Annotated in this window: 23 protein-coding genes; 13 read left to right on the top strand and 10 right to left on the bottom strand. The window is 74.5% G+C overall.

Annotated features, from left to right (window positions below; all coding sequences use genetic code 11):
* Positions 1-37 precede the first annotated feature (37 nt).
* Positions 38-769, top strand: coding sequence for a dethiobiotin synthase (bioD, locus tag ACGFMP_RS15950; RefSeq protein ID WP_393672926.1), 732 nt, complete (start codon positions 38-40; stop codon positions 767-769).
* A gap of 52 nt (positions 770-821) precedes the next feature.
* On the opposite strand, the gene ACGFMP_RS15945 is transcribed toward bioD, so the two are convergent.
* Both ACGFMP_RS15945 and ACGFMP_RS15940 read right to left on the bottom strand, forming a co-directional pair.
* The gene (locus ACGFMP_RS15945) at positions 822-1,199 is read right to left on the bottom strand and encodes a fic family toxin-antitoxin system, toxin component (protein ID WP_393672925.1); all 378 of its coding nucleotides are present in this window, start codon (positions 1,197-1,199) and stop codon (positions 822-824) included.
* Positions 1,196-1,447 (bottom strand): antitoxin, encoded by a 252-nt coding sequence (locus tag ACGFMP_RS15940; protein WP_393672924.1) that lies wholly within the window; start codon positions 1,445-1,447, stop codon positions 1,196-1,198. The genes ACGFMP_RS15945 and ACGFMP_RS15940 overlap by 4 nt, the downstream gene beginning before the upstream one ends.
* 100 nt (positions 1,448-1,547) lie before the next feature.
* Between ACGFMP_RS15940 and ACGFMP_RS15935 the strand changes: the two genes are divergently transcribed.
* From ACGFMP_RS15935 to ACGFMP_RS15925, 3 genes are all read left to right on the top strand, one after another.
* Positions 1,548-1,985, top strand: a complete 438-nt coding sequence (locus ACGFMP_RS15935; RefSeq protein ID WP_393672923.1) for a GNAT family N-acetyltransferase — start codon at positions 1,548-1,550, stop codon at positions 1,983-1,985.
* A gap of 92 nt (positions 1,986-2,077) precedes the next feature.
* Positions 2,078-3,409 carry a hemolysin family protein gene (locus ACGFMP_RS15930; RefSeq protein WP_393672922.1) on the top strand — a complete coding sequence of 444 codons (1,332 nt, stop codon included), beginning with the start codon at positions 2,078-2,080 and terminating at the stop codon, positions 3,407-3,409.
* Positions 3,406-4,422: a hemolysin family protein gene (locus ACGFMP_RS15925; protein WP_393672921.1), complete on the top strand. Its 1,017-nt coding sequence runs from the start codon at positions 3,406-3,408 to the stop codon at positions 4,420-4,422. Before ACGFMP_RS15930 ends, ACGFMP_RS15925 begins: the two co-directional genes overlap by 4 nt.
* A gap of 39 nt (positions 4,423-4,461) precedes the next feature.
* Here ACGFMP_RS15925 and ACGFMP_RS15920 read toward each other — a convergent pair whose 3' ends face one another.
* Complete coding sequence (locus ACGFMP_RS15920) at positions 4,462-5,172, bottom strand: SDR family NAD(P)-dependent oxidoreductase (RefSeq protein ID WP_393672920.1); 711 nt, start codon at positions 5,170-5,172, stop codon at positions 4,462-4,464.
* Positions 5,173-5,276: 104 nt separating this feature from the next.
* Between ACGFMP_RS15920 and ACGFMP_RS15915 the strand changes: the two genes are divergently transcribed.
* Positions 5,277-6,107: a helix-turn-helix transcriptional regulator gene (locus ACGFMP_RS15915; RefSeq protein ID WP_393672919.1), complete on the top strand. Its 831-nt coding sequence runs from the start codon at positions 5,277-5,279 to the stop codon at positions 6,105-6,107.
* A 49-nt stretch (positions 6,108-6,156) separates the two neighbouring features.
* On the top strand, positions 6,157-6,993 hold the full coding sequence (locus ACGFMP_RS15910) for a GDSL-type esterase/lipase family protein (RefSeq protein ID WP_393672918.1): 837 nt from the start codon (positions 6,157-6,159) through the stop codon (positions 6,991-6,993).
* Positions 6,994-7,055: 62 nt separating this feature from the next.
* Here ACGFMP_RS15910 and ACGFMP_RS15905 read toward each other — a convergent pair whose 3' ends face one another.
* Positions 7,056-7,244, bottom strand: coding sequence for a hypothetical protein (locus tag ACGFMP_RS15905; protein WP_393672917.1), 189 nt, complete (start codon positions 7,242-7,244; stop codon positions 7,056-7,058).
* 172 nt (positions 7,245-7,416) lie between these two features.
* On the opposite strand from ACGFMP_RS15905, the gene purB reads away from it, so the two are divergent.
* The 3 genes from purB to ACGFMP_RS15890 all read left to right on the top strand — a co-directional run bounded on the left by purB (position 7,417) and on the right by ACGFMP_RS15890 (position 10,698).
* Positions 7,417-8,850 (top strand): adenylosuccinate lyase, encoded by a 1,434-nt coding sequence (purB, locus tag ACGFMP_RS15900; RefSeq protein ID WP_393672916.1) that lies wholly within the window; start codon positions 7,417-7,419, stop codon positions 8,848-8,850.
* Complete coding sequence (gene mug, locus ACGFMP_RS15895) at positions 8,847-9,401, top strand: G/U mismatch-specific DNA glycosylase (protein ID WP_393673332.1); 555 nt, start codon at positions 8,847-8,849, stop codon at positions 9,399-9,401. The genes purB and mug overlap by 4 nt, the downstream gene beginning before the upstream one ends.
* Before the next feature lie 139 nt (positions 9,402-9,540).
* On the top strand, positions 9,541-10,698 hold the full coding sequence (locus tag ACGFMP_RS15890) for an ROK family protein (RefSeq protein WP_393672914.1): 1,158 nt from the start codon (positions 9,541-9,543) through the stop codon (positions 10,696-10,698).
* Positions 10,699-10,777: 79 nt separating this feature from the next.
* On the opposite strand, the gene ACGFMP_RS15885 is transcribed toward ACGFMP_RS15890, so the two are convergent.
* Positions 10,778-11,539, bottom strand: a complete 762-nt coding sequence (locus ACGFMP_RS15885; RefSeq protein WP_393672912.1) for a GntR family transcriptional regulator — start codon at positions 11,537-11,539, stop codon at positions 10,778-10,780.
* 262 nt (positions 11,540-11,801) lie between these two features.
* On the opposite strand from ACGFMP_RS15885, the gene ACGFMP_RS15880 reads away from it, so the two are divergent.
* Positions 11,802-12,548, top strand: a complete 747-nt coding sequence (locus ACGFMP_RS15880) for an SDR family NAD(P)-dependent oxidoreductase (RefSeq protein WP_393672911.1) — start codon at positions 11,802-11,804, stop codon at positions 12,546-12,548.
* 53 nt (positions 12,549-12,601) lie between these two features.
* On the opposite strand, the gene sigJ is transcribed toward ACGFMP_RS15880, so the two are convergent.
* Complete coding sequence (gene sigJ / locus ACGFMP_RS15875; protein ID WP_393673331.1) at positions 12,602-13,402, bottom strand: RNA polymerase sigma factor SigJ; 801 nt, start codon at positions 13,400-13,402, stop codon at positions 12,602-12,604.
* 364 nt (positions 13,403-13,766) lie between these two features.
* On the opposite strand from sigJ, the gene ACGFMP_RS15870 reads away from it, so the two are divergent.
* Positions 13,767-15,227 carry an NCS2 family permease gene (locus ACGFMP_RS15870; protein WP_393672910.1) on the top strand — a complete coding sequence of 487 codons (1,461 nt, stop codon included), beginning with the start codon at positions 13,767-13,769 and terminating at the stop codon, positions 15,225-15,227.
* A 246-nt stretch (positions 15,228-15,473) separates the two neighbouring features.
* On the opposite strand, the gene ACGFMP_RS15865 is transcribed toward ACGFMP_RS15870, so the two are convergent.
* A complete protein-coding gene (locus tag ACGFMP_RS15865) occupies positions 15,474-16,430 on the bottom strand; it encodes an EamA family transporter (RefSeq protein WP_393672909.1) in 957 nt (318 codons plus the stop codon).
* A 110-nt stretch (positions 16,431-16,540) separates the two neighbouring features.
* Positions 16,541-16,819 (bottom strand): hypothetical protein, encoded by a 279-nt coding sequence (locus ACGFMP_RS15860; protein ID WP_393672908.1) that lies wholly within the window; start codon positions 16,817-16,819, stop codon positions 16,541-16,543.
* Between the two features lie 117 nt (positions 16,820-16,936).
* Between ACGFMP_RS15860 and ACGFMP_RS15855 the strand changes: the two genes are divergently transcribed.
* Both ACGFMP_RS15855 and ACGFMP_RS15850 read left to right on the top strand, forming a co-directional pair.
* Positions 16,937-18,481 carry a PLP-dependent aminotransferase family protein gene (locus ACGFMP_RS15855; RefSeq protein WP_393672907.1) on the top strand — a complete coding sequence of 515 codons (1,545 nt, stop codon included), beginning with the start codon at positions 16,937-16,939 and terminating at the stop codon, positions 18,479-18,481.
* Positions 18,478-19,032, top strand: coding sequence for a GNAT family N-acetyltransferase (locus ACGFMP_RS15850; protein ID WP_393672906.1), 555 nt, complete (start codon positions 18,478-18,480; stop codon positions 19,030-19,032). The genes ACGFMP_RS15855 and ACGFMP_RS15850 overlap by 4 nt, the downstream gene beginning before the upstream one ends.
* Positions 19,033-19,041: 9 nt before the next feature.
* Here ACGFMP_RS15850 and ACGFMP_RS15845 read toward each other — a convergent pair whose 3' ends face one another.
* A complete protein-coding gene (locus ACGFMP_RS15845; RefSeq protein WP_393672905.1) occupies positions 19,042-22,014 on the bottom strand; it encodes a tetratricopeptide repeat protein in 2,973 nt (990 codons plus the stop codon).
* Complete coding sequence (locus ACGFMP_RS15840; RefSeq protein WP_393672904.1) at positions 22,011-23,849, bottom strand: HSP90 family protein; 1,839 nt, start codon at positions 23,847-23,849, stop codon at positions 22,011-22,013. Before ACGFMP_RS15840 ends, ACGFMP_RS15845 begins: the two co-directional genes overlap by 4 nt.
* Positions 23,850-23,950: the final 101 nt, after the last annotated feature.

Genomic DNA, 23,950 nt, shown 5'->3' with positions numbered 1-23,950 from the left:
GCGGGCAGGCACGACGACGAGGAACGGAGCGACACCCATGGCCATCGTGGTCATCACCGGTACGGGCACCGAGGTCGGCAAGACGATGGCGACCGCAGCGGTGGCCGCCGCGTCCCTGGCCCAGGGGCTGAGCGTGGCCGTGCTCAAACCCGCGCAGACCGGGGTCGCGGAGGGCGAGCCGGGTGACGCCGCGGAGGTGGCCCGGCTGGCCGGGGCGGTGACGGCGGTGGAGCTCGCCCGCTATCCCGAGCCGCTGGCGCCCGCCACCGCGGCCGCGCGGTCGGGGCTGCCCACCATCGGTCCCGACGAGATCGCCGAGGCCGCGGCGAAGCTCGCCGCGGTCCACGACGTGGTGCTGGTGGAGGGCGCGGGCGGACTGCTGGTGCGCTACGACGCGGAGGGCTCGACGCTCGCCGACGCGGCCCGGATGCTGCGCGCCAGGGTGCTGCTGGTGACGCCGCCGGGACTCGGCACCCTCAACGCGGCGGCGCTGAGCGCGGAGGCGCTGAGCAGCCGCAAGATCAGCTGCGCCGGGGTGATCTTCGGCAGCTGGCGCGGTGACCCCGATCTGGCCGAGTGCTGCAACATCACCGACCTTCCCCAGGTGGCGGGCGCGCCGCTGCTCGGCGCGCTGCCGCAGGCCGTGGCGGCTCTGTCGCCTGCCGCCTTCCGGGCCGCCGCGCCGGACTGGCTGGCACCGCAGCTCGGCGGTACGTGGGACGCGGAGGCCTTCGCGAAGGCCTACGCACCGCCGGCGTTCGGCGGCTAGCGGGCGCGGGTCGTCCTGTCGGCGGGCCGCGGCCGGCCGCCGGGCCGGCACGTCAGACGGTGACGGTCCAGGCCCGCAGCTCGTCGGCGATGCGGTGGACGCCGGCGGAGCCGTCCTTGACCAGCCGGGCCAGGTCGCGGACCTGCTCGGGGGTGGTGGTGACGTGCAGGCCGCCGGCGACCAGGTAGGCGTAGGCGACCGCGGTGGCGAACAGCGCGTTGGACCGTTCCAGGGCGGGGACGTGCAGCAGCAGCTGGAGCAGCGCGGCGGCGCGGGTGTGGTCGTCGGGGTAGACGGGCAGCCCGAATATCTCGGCGTCGTGCCTTCCGACCGCGGCCACCAGCGCGCCCCAGTCGGTGACCTGGGGGTCGCCGGGGGTGTTGTGCTCGGCGACCATGAGCAGCCAGGCCAGATCGATGCGCAGGCTCAACGGGGGCCTTCACCCCGGCCCTCGCCCGGGGCGTCGTCCCGGCTGCCGAACTCCTCCGCGAAGACCTGCTCGTACTGCTTCATGAAGTCGGCCGCCGCCTGGACGAAGGCCCTGCCGTTCTCGCCCTCGTCCCGCTGGACCAGTTCCTCGATGTAGCGGTTCACGCTGATGCCGCGCTGCGAGGCGCGTTCCCGCGCGGTCTCGGCGGTGGTCTCGTCCACCCGCACGTTCAACTGGGTCTTCGCCATGCCTCCAAGCTAGCGCTGATCCGCTAGTAGCGGCAAGGGCGCTGCCCGCGGCCGTCCGTATCGCGGAATTGCGGGCGGCGGGCGGCGGGCCGGTGGTGGGATGGCGGACATGATCACTCCCTGTGTCAGACCCGCGGGGCGCGCGGACTGCGGCGCCGTCCTGGCCTTCTGGCGGGTGGCCGCCGAGGGCACCAGCATCAGCGACGACGAGGCCGGCTTCCGCAGGCTGGTCGACACCGACCCCGGCGCCCTGCTGCTCGCCGAGCGGGACGGCGTCCTGGTGGGCACGGTGATCGCCGGCTTCGACGGCTGGCGGTGCCATCTGTACCGGCTGGCCGTCCACCCGGACGCCCGCCGCCAGGGTGTCGCGCGGGTGCTGCTCGACGCGGCCGAGGCGAGGTTCACCGCGCTGGGCGGACGCCGCGGCGACGCCATGGTCCTGGAGCGCAACGAGCGCGCCCAGTACGCCTGGCGGGCCGCGGGTTACGCGCCGGAGCCGCAGTGGCGGCGCTGGACGAAGCCGCTGCGCAGCGCCTGAGCGGGCCGCCGTCCGCGGCGCGGGCGCCGGCGGCGGGTGCGCACTGGGTGCGGCCGGGCGGCGGCTGACCGATCATGGGACCGAGGTGTCCGATGACCGAAGCGCTGCTCCTGCTCCTGGCCCTGCTCCTCAGTCTCGCCTGCGGTGTGTTCGTCGCGGCGGAGTTCTCGCTGACCACCATCGAGCGCGGCGTGCTGGAACGGGCCGCGCAGCGCGGTGAGCGCGGGGCCGCCGCGGCGCTGGCCGGCGTGCGCTCGCTGACGGTGCAGCTGTCGGGGGCCCAGCTCGGCATCACGGTGACCGGGCTGATCATCGGCATGCTGTCCCGCGGTTCGATCGCGGAGCTGCTGCGCGGGCCGCTGCGCTCGGCCGGTGTGCCCGAATCCACCGCTTCACCGCTCGCACTGGTGCTGGGCACCGGGCTGTCCACGGTCGTGCTGATGGTGGTCGGCGAGCTGGTGCCGAAGAACTGGGCGATCTCCCGGCCGCTGCCGGTCGCGAAGGCCGTCGCCGCGCCGCAGCGCACCTTCACCGCGGCCTTCGGGCCGCTGATCCACCATCTGAACAACACGGCCAACCGGGTGCTGCGGCGGATGGGCCTTGAGCCGGCCGAGGAACTGGCCTCGGCTCGCGGGCCGCAGGAGCTCAAGGCGCTGGCCCGGCATTCGGCGCAGGCGGGTGCGCTGGAGCCGGACACGGCGGAGCTGTTCGTCCGCACGCTGGGCCTGGCCGATCTGACCGCGGAGAACGTGATGACGCCCAGGGTCCAGGTCACCGCGCTGGAAGCGCTGGCGACCGCGGCGGACGTCGCGAACGCCACCCGCGCCACCGGCCTGTCGCGTTTCCCCGTCTACCACGGCACTCTCGACTCGGTGATCGGCACCGTGCACATCAAGGACGTCCTCGCCGTGCCGGCCGCGCGGCGGGCCAGGACCCCGGTGACGGAGCTGCTCAGGGACGCGCTGCTGGTGCCCGAGTCGCTGACCGTGGACAGGCTGCTCGACCGGCTGTCGGAATCCCGCTCGATGGCGGTGGTCATCGACGAGTACGGCGGTACGGCGGGGGTGGCCACGCTGGAGGACATCATCGAGGAGGTGGTCGGCGAGGTCACCGACGAGCACGACCCGGAGCAGCCGCCCGACCTGCTCTTCGTCCGCGAGGAAGCCGACGGACGGCGGATCTACGAGGCGGACGGCGCCACACGCACCGAGGACCAGCTGCGGCGGATCGGCCTGCGGGTGCCCGACGGGCCGTACGAGACGCTGGCCGGGCTGATCGCGCAGCGGCTGGGGCGGATCCCGGTGCGCGGCGACTCGGTACGGCTCGCGGGCTGGCTGATCGAGGTCGGCGACGCGTCCGGGCACCGGGCGGCGCGGGTGCGGCTGGTGTCACCGCCGGCCGGACGGCAGGGGCCGTACGCATGACCGTGGTCGAGTTGCTCGTGGGCCTGCTCACCCTGGTGGTGAACGCCTTCTTCGTCGGCGCCGAGTTCGCGATGATCACGGTGCGGCGCGGGCAGGTCGAGTCGGGGGCCGAGGCGGGCGGCCGGCGGGAGGGCCGGGTGCTGTGGGGTCTCGAGCACCTGGCGCCGCTGCTGGCCGCGGCCCAGCTCGGCATCACCGCCTGCACCCTGGTGCTCGGCATCGTCGCGGAGCCGGCCATCGCGCATCTGCTGGAGCCGGTGCTGCACGGGGCGGGCGTGCCGGACGGCGCGATCCACGCGATCGCCTTCGCGGTGTCACTGGCGCTGGCCACGTATCTGCACATGCTCTTCGGCGAGATGGTGCCCAAGAACATCGCGCTGGCCGACCCGGTGCGGTCCGCGCTGCTGCTGGGGCCGCCGCTGGTGGCGTTCACCCGGGCGCTGCGTCCGGTGATCTTCGGGATCAACGCGGTGGCGAACGGGCTGCTGCGGCTGCTGCGGGTGGAGCCGCGCTCCGAGGTGGCCTCGGTCTTCTCCGATGACGAGCTGGCCAGGATGGTGGGGGACGCGGGCGCCGCGGGCCTGCTCGACGAGCGGTCGGCCGAGCGGCTGCGGGACGCGCTCGAACTGGGCCGGCGGCCGGTCGGGGAGATCGTCCGGCCGGCCGACCGGGTGGTGCGCGCCCCTCTCGGCGTCACCCCCGAGGGCCTGGAGGCGCTGGCGGCGCGCTCCGGCTTCTCGCGTTTCCCGGTCGCCGACGAGGACGGGCGGGTGCTGGGGTACCTCCATGTGAAGGACGCCCTGGACGCCGAGCCCCGGGAGGCGGCCTTCCCCCGCTCCGCGCTGCGCCGGATCACCCGGGTCGGCGCAGCGGCCCCACTCGACGACGTCCTGACCGCGATGCGGGCGGCGAGCGCGCACCTGGCCGCGGTGGTGGACGAGGACGGGCGCGGCGTCGGCCTGGTGACGATGGAGGACGTGCTCAAGGAGCTCGTCGGCCCCGATCCCTTCTAGACCGGGTCCTCGAGGTCCTGTCCCGGCCGGCGCCGCGGATCACCAGGGCAGCGTGCCGTGCGCGTCGAAGTAACCCCCGGTGGGTCCCTCGGGGCCCAGCTGGGCCATCCGCACGATGATCTCGGCCCCCTCCTCGACGGTCTGCTGGCCGGTGTTGGCGTTCAGGTCGGTCCTGGTGAAGCCGGGTTCCACCGCGTTGATCCGCATCTCGGGAAAGGCCTTGGCGTACTGCACGGTGAGCATGTTGACCGCCGTCTTGGACGCCGGGTAGGCCATGCCCGGGTAGGCGTAGGCGTGGGTGCCCGGATCGGTGAGGCGGGTCAGCGAGGCCAGGGCGCTGCTCACGTTGACCACGACGGGGGCCGCCGAGCGCCGGAGCAGCGGCAGGAAGGCGCGGGTCACGCGCACCAGGCCGAAGACATTGGTCTCGAAGGTCGTGCGCATCATGTCCGCGGTCAGCTCCGCGGCGCCGGCCACGGCCCCGTCGCCGTCCATCTCGCACTGGATGCCGGCGTTGTTGACCAGGACGTCGAGGCCGCCGGCCGCCTCGACGGTCCTGACCGCGGCCGCCACCGACGCGTCGTCGGTGACGTCCAGCAGGACCGCGCGGGCGCCCAGCCGCTCGGCCGCGCTGCGGCCGCGTTCGGCGTCGCGGCTGCCGAGGTGGACGGTGTGGCCAGCGGCGACGAGGCGGCGGGCGGTCTCGAAGCCGAGGCCCTTGTTGGCTCCGGTGATCAGTATCGCTGTCATGCCCGCCACGGTGCGGCGGAGCCACCGGGTCGCACCAGATGTCCCGTCTTCCTGGGACCACCAGTACCAGGACGTCCCCGGTCGGGGCGGTGCACAGTGGTGTCATGGCGACAACGGAGTTCGGGCACACGCTGCGGCGCTGGCGGGACCGGGTGTCCCCGGAGACGGCGGGGCTGCCCGCCGGCGGGCAGCGGCGCGCGGCCGGGCTGCGCCGCGAGGAGCTCGCGCTGCTCGCCGGGATCTCGGTCGACTACGTCACCCGGCTCGAACAGGGCAGGGCGGCCAACCCGTCGGAGCAGGTCGTCGAGGCCCTGGGGCGGGCGCTGCGGGTGTCGGCCGCGGAACGCGACCACCTCTTCCATGTCGCGGGACTGGTGCCACCGGGGCAGGGCACGGTGCCCGCGTACATCCCGGCGAGCGTGCAGCGGCTGCTGGACCGGCTCACCGGGACGCCGGTGGCGGTGTCCGACGCGACCTGGACGCTGCTGCTCGCCAACCCGATGTACACGGCGCTGATGGGCGAGCGGTACGGCAAGGACCGCAACGCGGTCTGGCGCACCTTCCTCGGCTCGGGCAGCCAGGTGCGCCACAGCCCGGACTCGCTGCGCAAGCTGGAGGCCGGACAGGTCGCCGGGCTGCGCGCGACGGCGAACCGCTATCCGGCCGATCTGCGGCTGCGGCGGCTGATCGCGGAACTGCGCGCGGGCAGCGAGCGCTTCGCCGAGCTGTGGGACTCCGGCACCGCGGAACGGCACGACGTGTCCCGCAAGACGGTCGACCACCCCGTGGTGGGCACGCTGACGCTGGACTGCGACCTGCTCAGCGTGGAGGGCTGCGATCTGCGGATCATGGTCTACACGGCCGAGCCGGGCACCGAGGACGCCGAACGTCTGGCGCTGCTCGGCGTGCTCGGCACCCAGTCGCTCGTCGGGTAGTCCCGCCCTCGCCGCGGTGCTCCCGGCGCTGCCGATAGGATCACCGGCGATGCGGAACGACCTCACCTACACCAGTTTCGTCGCCGTCGGCGACTCCTTCACCGAGGGAATGTCGGACCTCCTGCCCGACGGCGACTACCGCGGGTGGGCCGATCTGCTCGCCGCCCGGCTGGCGGCCCTCCCGCACGCGGCCGACGGCGACGGCTTCAGGTACGCGAACCTGGCGGTGCGCGGCAAGCTGATCCGGCAGATCGCCGAGAGCCAGGTGGACGCCGCCGCGGCGATGGACGCGGACCTGGTGACCCTGGTCGGCGGGCTCAACGACGTACTGCGCCCCGGCTGCGATGTGGACGCCGTCTGCGGGCACCTGGAGAGCGCGGTGCGGCGGCTCGCGCCGTCCTGCGGGCAGCTGGTGCTGATGCGCAGCCCGGCGCGCCGCGGACCTGTCGCCACCCGGTTCCTGCCGCGGATGGAGCAGCTGTTCGCCTTCATCGACGAGCTGGCCGCCGAGCACGGTGCGATCGTGGTGGACCTCTACGGCGCGGAGGTGCTGGGCGACCCGCGGATGTGGGCCGACGACCGGCTGCACCTGACCGCAGAGGGCCACGAGCGGGTCGCGGAGGCCGTCTGGCAGGCACTCGGCCTGCCCGCGCAGTCCGACTGGACGCTCCTGCTGCCGCCCGCGGTGCGCCCCGGCTGGGCCGCCCGCCGCGGCGCCGACCTGCGCTTCACCCGCCGGCACCTGCTGCCGTGGATCGGCCGCCGGCTGACCGGCCGCTCCTCGGGCGACGGCCGCCCGGCCAAGCGGCCCGAGCTGCTGCCGTACCTGCCGCGGCCGGCGTCGGAGCCGGAGTCGGAGTCGGTGCGCCACGAGGTCGGCGGCTGACAGGACACGGACCAGGCACGGCGGCGGGCGCCCACCCCGGAGGGTGAGCGCCCGGCCGCGGGTCACTTCCTGTCGTCGCGCCTGATCGACTCCATGGGGCCGTTCCTGCCCGCGTCGTCGGCCTGCTCCCTGGCCGCCTGCCTGGCGGCCTCGGTCTTGCCTGCCTCGGCCCGCTTGCGCTTCTCGGAGCCGACGTCCATGGCGTCCTTCGCCTTCTTCTTGGCCTTGCCCATCTTGTTGTCGCGAACCATGTCCACTCCTCGGTGTCGCGGGGGCCCACCCAGCCAACGTAAGACCGTTGGCCGCCGGGCGCGCGGTGGGGCGCCGGCCGGCCGCGGCCGCTTCGGCGGTGCCCTGACCAGGGCCTGCGTGACCAGGCCGAACGAGGCTTGATGCCATCGGCAGCCGGTATGCTCTTGCCACGTGACAGCCAAGCCGCGTATCCCGAACGTCCTCGCCGGCCGCTATGCCTCCACGGAGCTGGCCGCCCTGTGGTCCCCCGAGCAGAAGGTCGTGCTGGAGCGCCGGCTGTGGCTGGCGGTGCTGCGGGCGCAGAAGGACCTGGGCATCGAGGTGCCCGAGCAGGCCGTCGCCGACTACGAGCGGGTGCTCGACCAGGTCGACCTGGGGTCGATCGCGGAGCGCGAGAAGGTCACCCGGCACGATGTGAAGGCCCGGATCGAGGAGTTCAACGCACTCGCCGGGCACGAGCAGATCCACAAGGGCATGACGTCCCGCGATCTGACCGAGAACGTCGAGCAGTTGCAGATCCGGCTGTCGCTCGACCACGTGCGGGACCGCACGGTGGCGGTGCTGGCCCGTCTGGGGCAGCTGGCGGGGCAGTACGCGGAGCTGGTGATGGCGGGGCGCTCGCACAACGTGGCGGCGCAGGCCACCACGCTGGGCAAGCGGTTCGCGACGGCGGCCGACGAGCTGCTCGTGGCCTACGAGCGGGTCGAGGACCTGCTGGGCCGCTATCCGCTGCGCGGCATCAAGGGCCCGGTCGGCACCGCGCAGGACATGCTGGACCTGCTCGGCGGCGACAGCGCCAAGCTCGCGGAGCTGGAGCAGCGGATCGCCGCGCACCTGGGCTTCTCGCGCGCCTTCACCTCGGTCGGCCAGGTCTATCCGCGCTCGCTCGACTACGACGTGGTGACCGCGCTGGTGCAGCTGGCGGCGGCGCCGTCGTCGCTGGCGAAGACCATCCGGCTGATGGCGGGGCACGAGCTGGTCACCGAGGGCTTCAAGCCGGGCCAGGTCGGCTCGTCGGCGATGCCGCACAAGATGAACACCAGGTCCTGCGAGCGGGTCAACGGGCTGATGGTGATCCTGCGCGGCTACGCCTCGATGACCGGCGAGCTGTCGGGCGACCAGTGGAACGAGGGCGACGTGTCGTGCTCGGTGGTGCGCAGGGTCGCGCTGCCCGACGCGTTCTTCGCCTTCGACGGGCTGCTGGAGACGTTCCTGACGGTGCTCGACGAGTTCGGCGCCTTCCCCGCCGTCGTCGCCCGTGAACTGGACCGCTACCTGCCGTTCCTGGCCACGACGAAGGTGCTGATGGGCGCGGTGCGCGCCGGTGTCGGCCGGGAGATCGCGCACGAGGCGATCAAGGAGAACGCGGTGGCGTCCGCGCTGGCGATGCGCGAGCAGGGCACCGAGCGCAACGAACTGCTCGACCGGCTCGCGGCCGACGAGCGGATCCCGCTGGACCGTGCGCAGCTGGACGCGCTGATGGCCGACCGGCTGTCCTTCACCGGCGCCGCGGCCGGCCAGGTCGCCGAGGTGGTCCGCCGGATCGAGGACGTCGTCAAGGCGCACCCGCAGGCGGCGGCGTACCGCCCCGGGGCGATCCTCTGACCCCGGAGCAGTCGGCGGCGGCCCGCGAACGTACGCTGGACGACCTGCTGGCGGACGGCTTGCGGGTGCTCTTCTGCGGCATCAACCCCGGGCTGATGTCGGCGTACACGGGTCACCACTTCGCCCGTCCCGGCAACCGGTTCTGGCCCGCGCTGCACGCCTCGGGTTTCACCCCGAGGCGGTTCGCGCCCGCCGAGCAGGGGCAGCTGCCGGGGCTCGGCCTCGGGGTGACCAACGTGGCCGCGCGTGCCACCGCCCGCGCGGACGAGCTGAGCACGCAGGAGCTGGTCGAGGGCGGCCGGCTGCTCACCGCGAAGGTCGACCGGCACCGGCCGGCGTGGCTCGCGGTGCTCGGTGTGACCGCCTACCGGGTCGCCTTCGCGGACCGGCACGCGCAGATCGGACCGCAGCCGCGTACGCTCGGGCCGACCAGGATCTGGGTGCTGCCCAGTCCCAGCGGCCTCAACGCGCACTGGTCTCCCGCCGCGCTGGCCGAGGAGTTCGGCAGGCTGCGGTCCGCCGCGTTCCGCCTGCCATGGCAGAGCGGCTGACGGTCCGTCGGCACCGCCCGCGGCGGCCGGTCCGCTCAGGCGCGGCAGGCGGCTCACAAACGTAACGGGACCGCACTCGCCGCGCGGCTCCCGGCCGGGTACGATCCGCCACACACAGGCACAGTCTGGGAGGACATACGTGGGGCGACTCACCGGCGGGGACCCGTCCCTGCTCAGGCGGATCAACTCCGCGGTCGTCCTCGATGCCCTGCGCGGGGCGCAGACTCCCACCCTCACCGAGCTGGTCCACAGCACCGGCCTGTCCCGGCCCACCGTCGAGGGCGTCATCGAGGGCCTGACCGAGTCCGACCTGGTCGTGGAGGTGGGCCCGGAGGCCGGTGACGCGCGCAAGCAGGGCAGGCCCGCCCGCCGCTTCCGCTTCCACGCCGAGGCCGGGCACCTGCTGGGCATCGAGATCGGCGCGCACCAGGTGCGGGTGGTGCTGTCCGACCTGAGCGGCCAGCTGCTGGGCTCGCACGGGCGCGACGTCGACGAGGCTGCGTCCGCCGACGACCGGCTCGAACGGGTCCGCGGCACGGTCGCGGAGCTGCTGCGCAGGGCCGGGGTGGCCCGCAGCACGCTGTGGGCGGTCGGGGTGGGCAGTCCCGGCATCGTGGAGGCGCACGGCGAGGTGCGGCTGAGCACGGCGCTTCCGGGCTGGACCGGCCTGCCGCTGGGCGAGCGGCTGCAGCGTTCCTTCCGCTGCCCCGTGCTGGTGGAGAACGACGCCAATGTCGCGGCGGTGGCCGAGCACTGGAAGGGTGTCGCGGTCGGCACCGACGACGTGGTCTTCGTCCTGGCCGGGCTCAGCCCCGGTGCCGGGTCGCTGATCGGCGGGCGGCTGCACCGCGGCTTCGGCGGCGCCGCGGGGGAGATCGGCGCCCTGCACCTGCTGGGCCGCGAGGTCACCCCTGAGTACCTGCTGTCGACCACGGGCGAGCCGCTGCACCCGCTGGACGAACCCGCCGTGGAGCGGGTCTTCGCGCTGGCCAAGCAGGGCGACGTGCAGGCCAAGGATGCCGTCGAGCGCTTCCTGCGTCGGCTGGTGCACGACGTGGCGGCCCTGGTGCTGGCGATCGACCCGGAGCTGGTGGTGATCGGCGGCTGGGCGGCGGGCCTCGACGGTGTCCTGGAGCCGCTGCGGGCCGAGCTGACCCGCTACTGCCTGCGCCCGCCGAAGGTGACGCTGTCGGCGCTGGGCCAGGAGGCCATCGCCACCGGTGCGCTGCGGCTGGCGCTCGACCACGTCGAGGAGCAGCTCTTCGCGGTGGAGCAGACCTCGATGGCGCGCCGCTGAGCCAGCAGGTGCCTGTGCGTGAGGCCCGCCCCGGGGAAGGGGCGGGCCTCACGCACAGGTGCGGTGCGGGGGTGCCGGCTCAGGAGGCCCGGCGGGTGTCCTGCTGGTGGTGGGTGACCTCGAACGCGCCCGCGTCGCCGAAGGTCAGCCGGCAGGTGTCGGCGCGGTAGGTGGCGACCGACACGGCGGCCACCCGGCCGCCGGCGAAGTAGCGCGAGGTCACGACGAGGACGGGCGCCCCCGGCAGCCGGTCCAGCTGCTTGGCGTCGTCCGCGCGGGCCGAGCCCAGCTCGACGGCCCGGTCCTCGCCGGCCAGCTCCAGGGCGTGCAGCTCGCGCAGCACAGCGGGCGCGTGCTCGGCAGGCGACAGGTCGCCCGGCAGTCCGGGTACGGACGCCGGCGGTACGTACAGCAGTTCGGCCGCGACCGGCTGGCCGCGCATGACGCGGGCCCTGCGGACGGTGTGCACGGCCTGGTCGGGGCCGGTGCCGAGCAGGGTGGCCACCGCCGCGGGGGCGACGGCCTCGACGCAGCCGACGGTGTCCCAGGAGTCGGGTCCCGCGCCGGGCCACGCGTTGGCCGAAGGACCGACGGACACGCCCATGCGCGGCGGTGCCACGGTGGTGCCGACACCGCGGCGGCGCTGGAGCCTTCCTTCGAGTTCCAGCTGCTCCAGTGCCTGACGGAGCGTCGCGCGCGCGACGCCGAAGCGGGCGGCGAGGTCCCGCTCGTTCGGCAGGATCTCACCGACCTCGAACTCCGAGTCGAGGGCGTCGTTCAGCACGGTCTTGAGGTGCCAGTACTTCGGCTCAGGCACCGATTCGAGCTGCGTGGTCCCCACCCTGTCCTCACAATCAGCTCAAGGCTTGTTCAGCCTTGTTTCCTAACCAGTCTTTATTAAAGGTCCTTGCACTACTAGGGACGATAGAGCCGGGCGGCGAACTTGGTCAAGACCAATCCTCGAACCGGCACAGGCCCACAGGAAGCGGGTATGTGTACCGTTCACGCGATGTTGACAGTGCGCTGCGATAGCGTTCGTGATCATCGGGGAGCCGCCGCGGACGGTCGCGTCGGGCGGCACTGCACGAAGGAGCGGATGGCAGATGGGCGAGGTCACACTGGTCACCGGCGGCAGTCGCGGCATCGGAGCGGCGGTGGCCCTGCGGCTGGCCGGCGCGGGACACCGGGTCGGCATCGGCTACGAGCGTGCGAAGGACGCCGCCGAGGACGTGGCCCGGCGGATCGGCGAACAGGGCGGCGAGTGCCTGCTCTTCCAGCTCGACACCAGCGAGGCGGACCAGGTCGACGCCTTCTTCGACGCCGCCAAGGAGCAACTGGGCCCCATCACCGGGCTGGTGAACAACGCCGGGATCACCGGGCCGCTCGGGCGCTTCACCGAGACGCCGGTCGAGGTGATGCGCCGGGTGGTGGACGTCAACCTGATGGGCGCCCTGCTGTGCGCGCGGCGGGCGGCGCTGGAGATGTCCACCCGCTACGGCGGCGACGGCGGCGCGATCGTGAACATCTCCTCCGGCGGCGCCACCTTGGGCAGCCCCGGTGAGTACGTGCACTACGCGGCGAGCAAGTCGGCGGTGGACGCGCTGACGGTGGGGCTGTCCAAGGAGCTGGGCCCCGACGGGGTGCGGGTCAACTCGGTGCAGCCGGGGATGGTGGTCACCGACATCCACGCGTCGATGGGCGACCCGCAGCGGCCGTGGCGCAATCCCGAGCGGGTGCCCATGCGGCGCCCGGGGCAGCCCGAGGAGATCGCGGGCGCGGTGGCCTGGCTGCTGTCGGCGGAGGCGTCGTACACCACGGGTGCGGTGCTGCGGATCGCCGGCGGGCTGTAGGGGCAGGGCGCCCCGCGGTCAGCGGGTGCCGGTCACGCGGGCGTCGGTGCCGGTCATCTGATGCCGGTGAGCTTCCCGGGGTTGGCCAGCAGGTAGACGCGCACGACCAGGCCGTCCCTGGTCTCCAGGGACACCACGGTGTGCGGCTTTCCGTACGAGGTGATGACGATCGCGGGCGCGCCGTTGACCTCGCGGAAGGCGATGCCCACGGCTGGTGGGAGGTCGTCGGAGATGGCGTACATGAAGCGGCCGACGTGGGAGGCGGTCGACACGATGCGGCGCGGCGCCTTCTGCACTCCCCCGCCGTCGCCGATCAGCCGGACGTCGGGGGCCAGCAGCGCGAGCAGGGCGTCGAGGTCGCCACCGGTGCAGGCCGCCAGGAAGCGCTCGGTGATTTCGGCGCCGACCGCGCGGTCGGCGTCGAAGCGCTGTTCGCGGGCCTCCACATGGCGCCTGGCCCGCCCGGCGAGCTGCCGGACCGCGGGCTCCGCGCGGTCCAGGACCGCGGCGATCTCGGCGTGGCTGTAGCCGAAGGCCTCGCGCAGCACGAAGACCGCGCGTTCCAGCGGTGAGAGGGACTCGAGCAGGACCAGCATCGCGAGGGAGACGGTTTCGGCCAGCAGGACGTGCTCCTCGGCCCCGGCGCCGGTGTCGGTGGTCAGCGGTTCCGGCAGCCACTCGCCGATGTACGTCTCGCGCCGCGACTGGACGTGCCGCAGCCGGTCGATGGCCAGCCGGGTGGTGGTGCGGACCAGGAAGGCGCGGGGCTCGCGCACCCGGGTGCGGTCGGTGTCGGCCCAGCGCAGCCAGGCCTCCTGGACCACGTCCTCGGCGTCGGCGAATCGGCCGAGCATGCGGTAGGCGACGCCGGTCAGTATCGGCCGGTGCCGCTCGAAGTCCTCGGCGGCGCCCGTCCCGACGGGGGCCGCCGCGGTGGCGGCCGGCCGGGGCCGGGTGCGGCTGTCGTCGCTCACCCGCCCATCCCACCGGAGGCCGGGGGCGCTGTCCAGCCGCCGGGCAGGGGGCGGCCGCCGCCGAACCCCACCGGCCGGTCGTGTCGCAGGTGTTGACCTGAGCATGGCCGAAACCCGACGGTGATACCGGGTAACGCCGCGGAAACCCGTTCAGGCCCGCATGCGGGGACAATCCGTGTGCCCCGCCTGCCGGACACGTACCCGGCAGCACCCCGGCACCGGTTCGCAAATCCAGAGGAGCACCATGCCAGGACCCGTCGTGGACACCGTGAAGCCGGTGTCCGCACCCCCGCCCGGAGGCAACGCGCTGGACCGCTACTTCCGTATATCGGAGCGCGGTTCGACGCCCGGACGGGAGATACGCGGAGGTCTCGCCACCTTCTTCACGATGGCGTACATCCTCGTGCTCAACCCGATCATCCTGTCCGGGGCGACGGACAAGTTCGGGCACCACCTGTCGACCACCCAACTGGTCACCGCGACCGCGCTGGTGGCCGCGGTGATGACCGCGATCATGGGCGTCGGCGGCAATCTCCCGCTGGCGGTGGCGGCCGGCCTCGGCCTGAACGCCGTGGTCGCCTTCCAGCTCGCGCCCAAGATGAGCTGGCCGGACGCGATGGGCCTGGTGGTGCTCGAAGGCCTGCTGATCTGCGTCCTGGTCGCCACCGGCCTGCGCGAGGCGATCATGAACGCCATCCCGCTGCCGATCAAGCAGGCCATCAGCGTCGGCATCGGCCTGTTCATCGCCTTCATCGGCTTCATCGACGCCGGGTTCGCCAGCCGCATCCCGGACGCGGCCAAGACCACCGTGCCGGTGCAGCTCGGCGGCACCGGCACGCTCACCGGCTGGCCCGTGCTGGTGTTCTGCCTGGGCGTGCTGCTGACCGTGGCACTGGTCGCCCGCAGGGTCAAGGGCGCGATCCTGATCAGCATCGTGGTGATGACCATCGTGGCGATCATCGTCAACAAGGTCGCCGACCTGCCGGACGGCGCATGGGGACTGACCGCCCCCAAGGTGCCGCACGACGTGGTGGCATCCCCCGACTTCGGGCTGATCGGCCACTTCAGCCTCTTCGGCGGCTTCTCCGAGGCGGGCGTGGTGACCGCGTCGCTGTTCGTCTTCACCCTGGTGCTGTCCGACTTCTTCGACGCCATGGGCACGATCGTCGGCATCTCCAGCGAGGCCGGGCTGCTGGACGAGCAGGGCAGGGTGCCGAACATCGGCCGGGTGCTCTTCATCGACGGCGCCGCGGCCGTCGCGGGCGGCGCGGCGTCCGCGTCCTCCAACACCGCCTACGTCGAGTCGGCGGCGGGCGTCGGCGAGGGGGCGCGCACCGGTCTCGCCAGCGTGGTGACCGGGGCGCTCTTCGCGGTGGCGCTCTTCCTGTCGCCGCTCGCGGCGGTCGTGCCCTCGCAGGCGGCGGCTCCCGCGCTGGTCGCGGTCGGCTTCCTGCTGATGGCGCAGGTGCGCAACATCGACTGGACGCAGTACGACGTCGCGATCCCGGCCTTCCTCACCATCGCCGCGATGCCCTTCACCTACAGCATCACCAACGGCATCGGGGCGGGCTTCCTGTCCTTCGTCGCCATCAAGCTTGCGCTCGGCAAGGTCAGGGAGATCCACCCGCTGGTGTGGGGCGTGTCCGTCTGCTTCCTGGCCTACTTCGCCATCGACCCGCTCCAGCAGCTGCTGGGCGTGAAGTAGCGGCGCACCCGCCGCCTTTAGGCGTCCCCGGCCGGCTCGCCCGTACGTCCCGTGCCGCCCGAGGAGGGCGGACAGGGGACGGCGCCCCGACCGGGACGGGGGCGCCCGGTCGGGGCAGTTGGCCGGGCCGGTGCCGCGCACCGGCCCGTACTGACACAACTCCCCCCATCCCGCCGGAGTTCCCGCCGCCGGACAATTCCCCCGGGGGGATTCGGCACGGCTGCCCATCCCCCCGCGGCCGCCCGCTCAGCCCCTGCGGCCGGCGGCCGCGGGCGGCCGGGCCGCCCGCCCGGCCGGCCGCGTCCCGCCCGGGAGCCGCCCCCGCTCCCGGCCGGTACGGCGGCCCGCACCGGCCGCCACCCCTGCCGCGACCAGTGCGCTGCCGGTGAGTTGGGCGACGCCGAAGGTGCCGAGCGCCACCAGCGGGGCGGTCAGCGCCGCCGACACCGGGATCAGGCCGGAGAAGAGCGTGGCGCGCTCCGCGCCGAGCCGCTGCATGCCGGCGTACCAGCACACGAAGCCGATGACGGTGGCCACGACCGCCTGCCAGCCGAGCGCGGCCGCCTCCGCACCGGTCGGCACGCGCAGCGCCGCACGGCCGTCCAGGGCCAGTCCGAGCACGGCGGCCTCGGCCGAGGCCAGCCCGCACACGCACGCGGACAGCGCCAGCGGTCCCAGCGGGGCCACCAAAGGCGCGGCGAGCAGTGCGAATCCGACCTCGCCGCCGAGCGCCGCCACCGACCAGAGCAGCCCCGGCCCGTCCGTACCTCCCCAGCCCTGGACCACGAAGGCGCCGGCCGCCACCAGCAGGGCCCCCGCGGTCCCTGCCGGGGTCGGCCTGCGCCCGGCGGCGAGCGGGACGAGCACCGCCACCACCAGCGGCGCGCAGCCGACGAGCACGCCGGGCACGGCGGGCTGGGCCGTGCGCTCGGCCGCCAGCACCGACAGGTTGAAGCCGACCATGCCGACGCCGGCGACCGCAGCCGCCAGCGCCCAGCGCCGTGCCCCCAGCGCGGCGAGCCGCGCCCTTCCCCCGGCCCGCCCCGCCGGCCACGCCAGCAGCGCGCACGCGGCCCCGTAGCGGAGGGCCTGGCCGCCGGCGTGCGGGTAGCCGACGAGCGCGCCGCCCGCGGTGAAGGACGCGCCCACCAGGACGCAGGCGAGGGCCGCGAGGAGCATGCCGACACGAGGGGAGGAGGTCATGCGGCAACGCTAGGGAGGCCGACTGGTCCGGTTTAAGGTCCAATCGGCATCGTGTTTTGCGGACCAGTGCACCTCATTGCGACCCGGGCACGCGGAGCCGGCCAGCGCGGTCAGCCGAGCCATTCGTGCCAGCGGGCGTGCGCGGGGTCGCACCCGCGTACGGCAGTGGGCTGCCGGGAGCCTCCTGCTGGCCGCTGCCCGCCCGTTCCGTCCTTCCCGCTGCCGTGGGAGGTGCTGAGCTCTCCGAGACCGGTGTAGCGGCCGCTGAAGACGACGACTCCGCAGGGCGGGCGCACGGACTGTGTGGCATACCAGCAGAACGAGACCGCGGCGGCGGCGCAGATGCCGAGGAGGAGCAGCGACCGACCGCGGGTCAGGTGGCGGATCATCGGCAGATCGTATGCGAAGCCGGCCTCTCCGCCTTCGGCCAGGGAGATGCCGGGCCCGCGAATCGCCCGCGGAAGGCCGGTGCGGTGACCGGGACTTCGGACCCTAGGGTCAGGTCCATGGAAGCGGACGAGACCACCCCCGCGGGCGGGGCGACAGCCGGTGCCGCGGACGCCGCGAGGCGGGGGCAGCTGGGGGGACCGGCGTGGGAAGTGCTGGTGGTGGAGGAAACGGGTTCCCGCCGCGGGCGGGGCAGGGCCTTGCAGGCCGCGCTGCGGGAGGCCGTACGCGCCGGGCGGCTCGGCCCCGGGACGCAGCTGCCGTCGAGCCGCGAACTGGCCGCCGACCTGGGGGTGTCCAGGGGTCTGGTCACCGACGCGTACGCGCAGCTCACCGCCGAGGGCTATCTGGCCGGCCGGCAGGGCGCGGGCACCTGGGTGGCCGCGGCGGGGCAGGAGCCCGAGCCGCGGCCCGCCGCGGTGTTCGCCGCCGACGACCGCGGCGGCCCTGACGACCTGCGGCCGGGACTCCCCGACCTCGCGCTCTTCCCGCGCGCCGCGTGGTCCGCCGCCCACCGCCGGGTGATGACCGCGCTTCCGCACCGCGCCTTCGGCTACCCCGATCCCCGCGGGCTGCCCGAGCTGCGGGCGGCACTCGCGGCGCTGCTGGGCAGGCGGCGGGGGGTGGCCGCCGACGCCGACCAGGTGGTGGTCACCTCGGGAGTGGCCCAGGCGCACACCCTGCTCGGGCTGGTGCTGCACGCCCGCGGGCAGCGCGCGACCGCCGTCGAGGACCCCGGCAGCCCCGAGCACGCGGTGCTGCTCGGCGCGACCGGCCTGACAGCGGTGCCGGTCCCGGTGGACGCGGAGGGCCTGTCCGTCGCGGCGCTGGCCGCCAGCGGCGTACGGTCCGCGGTGGTCACGCCGTGCCACCAGTTCCCGTCGGGCGTCGCCTACTCCGCCGCCCGCAGGGCCGCGCTCGCCGACTGGGCGCGGGAGTGCGGCGGTGTCGTCGTCGAGGACGACTACGACGGCGACTTCCGCTACGACCGGCAGCCGGTGGGCGCGCTCCAGGGGCTCGCCCCCGGGCATGTCGTCTACACCGGCTCGGCCAGCAAGTCCCTCGCCCCCGGGCTGCGGCTGGGCTGGCTTGTGGGTCCACGGGACCTCGTCGCGGAGGTCGCGGAGCGCAAGCGGACGATGGACCTCGGCCACCCGGTCACCGAGCAGGCCGTGCTCGCCGACTTCCTCACCTCCGGCGGGTACGACCGCCAGCTGCGACGCTGCCAGCGGCTCTACCGGGCCCGCAGGGACGCTCTGGTCGCCGCGCTGGCCGAGTACGCGCCCGGCGCCGAGGTGAGCGGCATCGCGGCCGGGCTGCACGCGATCGTCACGCTGCCCGCACACCACGGGCCCGAGCCGCGCTTCCTCGCCGCGGCGGCCAGGGCGGGCGTCGCCGTCAGGCCGCTGTCGGACTACCGCGCGGCCGCCGGGCGGCCCGCGGACGGCGACGGCGAGGGCGACGGCGACGGGCGGGTCAGGCTGGTGGTCGGCTACGCCCACCTGGCCCCGGAGGCGATCGCCCGCGCGGTACGCCTCCTGGTGGACCGGCCGGTGCACCGTGCACGTAGATTGTCGGGGGAGACAGGGGAGGCCTGGGGATGACCGTCGAGCTCACCGTGCCCGCGCAGGCGGGAAGGCCGGGGTTGCTGCTGCGCCCGTGGCGGGCGCAGGACGCGGAGGCGCTGGCCGCCGCGCACCGGGACGCCGGCATGAAGCGGTGGCTGATGACGTCGCTCGACGGCACCGAGGCGGCCAGGCGGTGGATCGACGAGCAGACCGCGGCCTGGGCGGAGGGGATGCGGTTCAGCTTCGCGGTGGTCGGGCAGGACACCGCGCTCCCGGTCGGGCACGTGGCGGTGAAGCGCAAGACGGCTGGCGCGCCGTCGGCGGAGATCGGCTACTGGACGTCGGCGCAGGTACGCGGCCGGGGCATCGCGCCCCTCGCGGTGGACGCGGTGGCCCGCTGGGCGCTGGGCGGGGACCGGGGCCCGTCGCTGACCCGGCTGGAACTCCTGCACGACGTCGACAACACGGCGTCCTGCCGGGTGGCGGTGAAGTGCGGCTTCCCGCTGCGCGGCGAGCTCGCCCCGCACCCGCCGAAGTTCCCCGTGGCGGGCCACATCCACGCACTCGAACCGGGCGGGAGCGCGTAGCGCCGGCGCTCAGCCCGCCGGCTCGCCAGGAGGTCCGGCCGCGGATTCCAGCAGCGAGGCCGCCTCCTCGCGGCGCTGGTCGGGGACCGCACCCTGGGTGTCGGCGTATTCGGCCGCGACCTCCCGGGCGCGGGTGGCGGCCGACGCGGCACGGGACAGGTCCAGGTCGAGCCAGCCTGCCAGCAGATTGGCGCCGGTGCGCGCGTCGCGGGCGGCGGCGCCCAGCGGGGCCAGGGTCTCGGCGGCGAGGTCGGCGAGCACCACCGCCTCCTCGTAGGCGGGGGCGGCCGACGGGTCCTCGCCGGGTGACCCGTCGCAGGCCCTGACGAGGAGCTCCGCGGTCTGCCGGTAGCTGTCGGAGAGGTCGAACCGCAGGCGGGCCGCCGTGTCACTGCCGGCGGGCGCGGCCGCGAGCGCGCCGGCCGCGGTCTCGACCGCGGCGTCCATCAGCGGGCGCGCCGCGGCCGCCCCGCCGCGCCCCTCGCGCAGTTCCAGCCAGCCGCGGGCCCGCAGCGTACGGACGGCGGCACGCGGGTCGCCGATCGCGCGCCACAGCTCCTCGGCGCGGGCGTACGCGCTGACCGCCTCGTCGGTCAGCCCCGGCGCGCGGCCGAGGGCCTCGGCGGCGAGGTTGGCGAGCATGGCGTGGTCGTGCGGCTCCTCCCAGCCCTCCGCGATCCTGGCCGCGAGCAGGAACTGCTCGGCGGCCTCACGGGCCTCGCCGAGGTCGAGTTGGCATTCGGCGAGCCACCACCTGGCCTGGACGACCGCGCCCTCACCGTGGCCGCGCTCCCGGTCGGGCAGCACCGACTCCAGGACCGCGCCGCTCTCCGCGGTGCGGCCGAGGCGGCGCAGCGCACCGCCGAGCATCAGCCGGGCATTCGCGCCGCCGCCTTCGCTGTCGCCCGCCTCGTCGGCCCACTGGCTCGCGTCGAGGGCGTGGTCGGCCGCCGCGTCGTCCTCGCCGAGGTTGGCGTGCGCCTGGGCGACCACCATGTGCAGATGCGCGCGGTGCGCGGGCTCCAGCAGGTCACCGCCGTGGTCGAGGGCGGCAAGCCCGTGGCGGACGGCCGCGGCGTCGTCGCCGTGCCGCAGGGACAGCTCGGCCAGCGCGCTCTCCGGCTCGGCGGCGTACCAGGAGTGGTCGGCCTCGTGGTGCAGGTCGGCGGCCCGGCTGAGCAGGGCGATCGCCGCGTCGTGGTCGCCGCGTCCCAGCGCGAGCCGCCCGAGCAGGGCGGTGGCGTCGGCCAGCCTGGCGGCCGACGCGGTCTCGTCCGGGTGCCGTTCGCACCACCCGACGACCTCCGCGGCCTGCTCCTCGGCCAGGGACAGTGCCAGGTCCTGGTCGTCGGCGTCCGCCACCGACTGCACCAGGATGCGGCAGCGCAGCAGCAGCGCGCCGGTCAACTGGCGTACGGTGGCCCGTCCTTCGCCCTGGAGGGTGCGCAGCAGGGCGCTCTGCTCCCCGACACCGGTGAGGCCGCGCGCGACCCGGCCGGCCAGCATGTCCGCGTAGGCGCCACGGGCACGGCAGGCGGAGGCCTCCGCGATGTCGCCGGCTTCCTCGAAGAGCGCGGCCCCGAGGGCGAACAGCTCGATGGCCCTGTCGGGTTCGTCGAACGCGGCCATCCCCGCGTGGTCGGCGACCTCGGCGCGGGTCCTGGCGTCGAGCGGGGCACCGGTGCGCTGGGCGGCGCTCCCGACCGCCGCCCACGCCTCGCGGGCGTGCGGCAGGCCGTTCTCGGTGAGCCGCCGCGCCTCCGCGACCAGCGCGGCGATGTCGGGCTGCTCCGCGTCGACGGGCCTGCCCTGCCCGGCGGCCGGGGCGGCGGTATCGCCGGCGGTCGGCGGCGCCGCCAGCCGGGGGGCGCGGACGCCGAGCGGGAGGCGGTCCACCAGCGGGCCGCGGGACATCCGGGCGCGGACTGCAGTGGAGACGGCGTCGGTGCCGTTGCGCCGGTCGAACTGCCCCGCGAGGTCGAGCGCCCGGCTCTTCGCGTGGTCGTGCAGTGCGGAGGCGGTCCACGCGGTGCCCTCGGGGCCCGGGACCTGCTGCTCGGCGTGGCCGAGCGCGCACAGCCGGGCGGTGAGCAGGGCGGTGACGGACAGGTGGTCCATCAGGCTGTCGGGGTCGCCCGTGGTGGTGAAGTGCGCGGGGTGCTGGGCGAGGATCTCCAGGCCGCGGGCCTCGTTGCCGCTGAGCGCGCAGAACTCGATGTGCTGCGCCACGGAGGCGCGCATGCTCTCCATGGTGCGCACCATGCGGTAGCCGCGCAGGTGGTGCGCGCGGGCCTCGTCGGTGCGCCCGAGCCGCAGCAGCGGCAGCAGCGAGCCGGCGAGCACCGCGTGCGGTTCGTGGGCGCAGTGCAACTCGCCGCCGAGCACCGGCTGCCAGCTCTCCAGTGCCGCCTCGTCCTGGCCGAGGTGTGCCTGCCAGGCGCCCTGGAGGTGGAGTTCGCAGGCGTGGCAGTCGCTCATCCGGTCCCGGTCGGCGGACTGCCAGGCCGCGTAGGCCCCTTCGGCCCGCTCCCGGTCCCCGATGTGCCGGGCGATGCGGAATTCGCCCTGCCGCACGGCCCGTTCCGAGTAGCCGGCGAGGCGGTAGCGGTGCGCCATCTCGCCCTGCCACTTCTCGATGGCGGCGAGCGGGATGTGCGGCTGGTCGAGCATGCCGCTGGAGACCCACTTGAAGTACCAGTGCAGGCTGTGTGCGGCGAACTCGTCGAAGTCCGCCGGGTCCTCGTCCCACATCCTCAGCACCCGGGCGAAGGGCACGAACTTCTTGTCGGCCTCGGCGCTGTAGTTGTACGCGATCAGCAGGTTGAACAGCGCGTCCACCAGCAGCGGGCGGTCGCCGGTGAGTTCGGCCTCCTCGGCGAGGCGTTCCGCGCGGGCGTTGCGGGCGGCGCCCTCGGGCTCGGCACGGTTCTCACCGAGCGCCTGGCGTATGGCGTCGGCACTGCGCGGGGTCCCGGTGGTCACCGGCCGTCCTCCCGTTTCCCGTCGCGGTTTCCGTCCTGGTCCGCGGATTGGTCGGTCGCCCACTGCAGCAGGTCGAGGAAGGCCCGGTTCAGCAGGGCGGTGTCGGCCGGGCGCAGCGGGCGCTGCGACATGAGCAGTGCCTGGCCGTAGAGCGCCTGGACGGCGGTGCCGGCCAGCTCGCCGGAGGCGAGCGCCCCGATCCTGCGGACCAGCGGGTTCAGGTGGTTGAGCACGAGGCGGGCGCGGGGGGCGCCGCCGCGCAGCGAGCCGAGGATGTCGGCCCACAGGTCGTCGGCCTGCTCCTGGGCCTCCTCGCGGGCGCGTTCGTGCCGGGCCGCGCGGTCGTCGAGGTGCAGCGCGGGCACGGTGAGCGGGTGGAAGGACCGCAGGACGACGTCGCAGCCGAGCGGGTCGAGAGCGGCGCGGGCGGCGGCGAGGAAGCCGGCCAGCGCGAGTTCCTGGGCCGGGTCGACCGAGTCGAGGTGCGCGGTGACGGTGTCGGCGTCCAGCTCGGCCACCTGGGTGCCGGTCCTGACCAGCGGCAGCATCTCGATCAGGTCGGCGTCGTAGGTGTAGCCGCCGTTGACCACGCCGATCCCCTGTGCGGCGGCGATCCCGGCGACCTGGCGGAATTCCTCGACGGTGCGCGTGAAGTGCACGATCGGGTGGCGTCCTGCGAACTCGTCGAGCGGGACCCGGCCTTCGGTGGTCTCGAACGGGAGCCAGGGCAGCATCACCCGGAGCAGGTCGGGGTCGTGCCGGGCGAGCGTCTTGACGCCGAGGTGGTGCACGGACAGGAAGTGGCCGAGCCGTTCCGGCTCACCGGCGGCGAGTGCCGTCATCCACTCCTTGATCCGGTCGCCGAGCGCGTCGCGCACGGTGGCCAGCGTCTCGTCGGCGTAGAGGTGTTCGCGGGAGGCGGTGGGGCGCAGGCTGTCGGTGTCGATGACGCAGCGGACGAAGAAGGCCCATTCCGGCAGGAGTTCGGCGGCCTGGTCGGTGAGCAGCATGCCCTTGAGGTGCACCCGGTGGCCGGCCCGCTGGGCGGGGCTGACCGCGGAGGGGAGGACGTACGCGACGCCGCGCAGGCCCGCGAGCGGCACGTCGAGTTCGATGCAGTCCAGTGGCAGGAAGCCGAACTGCCGCTGGCAGTGGCGGGCCAGCTCGGTGCGGCGGGCGGCGGGGCCGGCGTGGTGGCGGTCCCACACCGGTGGGCGCTCGGCGACGGCGACGCCGTCGACCCGGACGTCGTAGGGCAGCAACGCGCCGAAGTCCCTGGCCAGTTCGGTGACGCGTGCGGCGTCGAACCACTCGCCGGATCCGGCCCGCGCGGTGAGGTGCACGGTGGTGCCCGCCTCCGGCCGGGCATCGTCGGGCAGGGTGCGTACGGTGTACGAGCCGTCGTCGCGCGCGGTCCACTCGACCGGCGGCGCGTCGGGGGTGCGGGCGGAGCGGCTGACCACCCGGATGGAGTCGGCGACCACGAAGCAGGCAAGCAGGCCGATGCCGAACTGGCCGAGGAAGTCGGCCCTCGCGGACTCCAGGCCGTCGCGCTTGGAGCTGCGGCCGATCGTGGCGAGCAGGTTGTGCACGTCGGCCTCGGTCAGGCCGATACCGGAGTCCTCCACCCGCAGACCGCCGTCGCCGGTGTGCAGCAGGACCTGCCCGGGAGGTGCGGCCGGGTCCTCGGCGCGGCGGGCGGTGACGGCGTCGACGCCGTTCTGCAGCAGTTCGCGCAGGTAGACCCTGGGGCTGGAGTAGAGGTGGTGGGACAGCAGGTCCACCAGGCCGCGGAGATCGACCTGGAAAGTGTGCGGTGTCTGTTCGGCAGTCATCGTCGCAGCGCCGGTGGGGGTGTTGCGGCGCGGGTAGGGCGGCTCAGGTCCGCGGAGGGCGAGGTCGGGCCATCGTAGGGGGTGGGGGCCGTGGTTGACCA

This window comes from Streptomyces sp. NPDC049040, assembly GCF_043197715.1.
Taxonomy (GTDB): Bacteria; Actinomycetota; Actinomycetes; order Streptomycetales; family Streptomycetaceae; genus Actinacidiphila.
The sequence above is the reverse complement of the archived record's forward strand: the minus strand, read 5'-3'. Positions and strand labels throughout refer to the sequence as shown.